The following is a 1,634-nucleotide window of genomic DNA, read 5'->3' on the forward strand; positions in this document are numbered from 1 at the left end:
TCGCCGGAAGACCAAGGGTTCCTGTCCAACGTTAATCGGGGCAGGGTGAGTCGACCCCTAAGGCGAGGCTGAAAAGCGTAGTCGATGGGAAACAGGTTAATATTCCTGTACTTGGTGTTACTGCGAAGGGGGGACGGAGAAGGCTAGGTTATCCGGGCGACGGTTGTCCCGGTTTAAGCGTGCAGGTGTGAAGACCAGGCAAATCCGGTCTTCTTTAACACTGAGGCGTGATGACGAGCCGCTACGGCGGTGAAGTAACTGATGCCCTGCTTCCAGGAAAAGCCTCTAAGCTCCAGGTAACACGAAATCGTACCCCAAACCGACACAGGTGGTCAGGTAGAGAATACCAAGGCGCTTGAGAGAACTCGGGTGAAGGAACTAGGCAAAATGGTGCCGTAACTTCGGGAGAAGGCACGCTGGCGCGTAGGTGAAGGGACTTGCTCCCGGAGCCGAGGCCAGTCGAAGATACCAGCTGGCTGCAACTGTTTATTAAAAACACAGCACTGTGCAAACACGAAAGTGGACGTATACGGTGTGACGCCTGCCCGGTGCCGGAAGGTTAATTGATGGGGTTATCCGCAAGGAGAAGCTCTTGATCGAAGCCCCGGTAAACGGCGGCCGTAACTATAACGGTCCTAAGGTAGCGAAATTCCTTGTCGGGTAAGTTCCGACCTGCACGAATGGCGTAATGATGGCCAGGCTGTCTCCACCCGAGACTCAGTGAAATTGAAATCGCTGTGAAGATGCAGTGTACCCGCGGCAAGACGGAAAGACCCCGTGAACCTTTACTATAGCTTGACACTGAACATTGAGCCTTGATGTGTAGGATAGGTGGGAGGCTTTGAAGCGTGGACGCCAGTCTGCGTGGAGCCAACCTTGAAATACCACCCTTTAATGTTTGATGTTCTAACGTAGGCCCGTGATCCGGGCTGCGGACAGTGTCTGGTGGGTAGTTTGACTGGGGCGGTCTCCTCCCAAAGCGTAACGGAGGAGCACGAAGGTTGGCTAATCCTGGTCGGACATCAGGAGGTTAGTGCAATGGCATAAGCCAGCTTGACTGCGAGAGTGACGGCTCGAGCAGGTGCGAAAGCAGGTCATAGTGATCCGGTGGTTCTGAATGGAAGGGCCATCGCTCAACGGATAAAAGGTACTCCGGGGATAACAGGCTGATACCGCCCAAGAGTTCATATCGACGGCGGTGTTTGGCACCTCGATGTCGGCTCATCACATCCTGGGGCTGAAGTAGGTCCCAAGGGTACGGCTGTTCGCCGTTTAAAGTGGTACGCGAGCTGGGTTTAGAACGTCGTGAGACAGTTCGGTCCCTATCTGCCGTGGGCGCTGGAGAATTGAGGGGGGTTGCTCCTAGTACGAGAGGACCGGAGTGAACGCACCGCTGGTGTTCGGGTTGTCATGCCAATGGCACTGCCCGGTAGCTAAGTGCGGAAGAGATAAGTGCTGAAAGCATCTAAGCACGAAACTTGCCCCGAGATGAGTTCTCCCTGACCCTTTAAGGGTCCTGAAGGGACGTTGAAGACGACGACGTTGATAGGCCGGGTGTGTAAGCGCAGCGATGCGTTGAGCTAACCGGTACTAATGACCCGTGAGGCTTAACCTTACAACGCCAGAGGCGTTTT

1 rRNA gene (only partly in view) is annotated in these 1,634 nt (G+C 54.7%); it reads left to right on the forward strand.

Annotated elements, in window-relative coordinates:
• Positions 1-1,615, forward strand: a 23S ribosomal RNA gene (locus H7K56_RS23100) (its annotated part extends 656 nt beyond the left edge of the window); the annotation flags it as partial.
• Between the last annotated feature and the right edge of the window lie 19 nt (positions 1,616-1,634).

This window comes from Pantoea dispersa, from assembly GCF_014155765.1.
GTDB lineage: Bacteria > Pseudomonadota > Gammaproteobacteria > Enterobacterales > Enterobacteriaceae > Pantoea > Pantoea dispersa.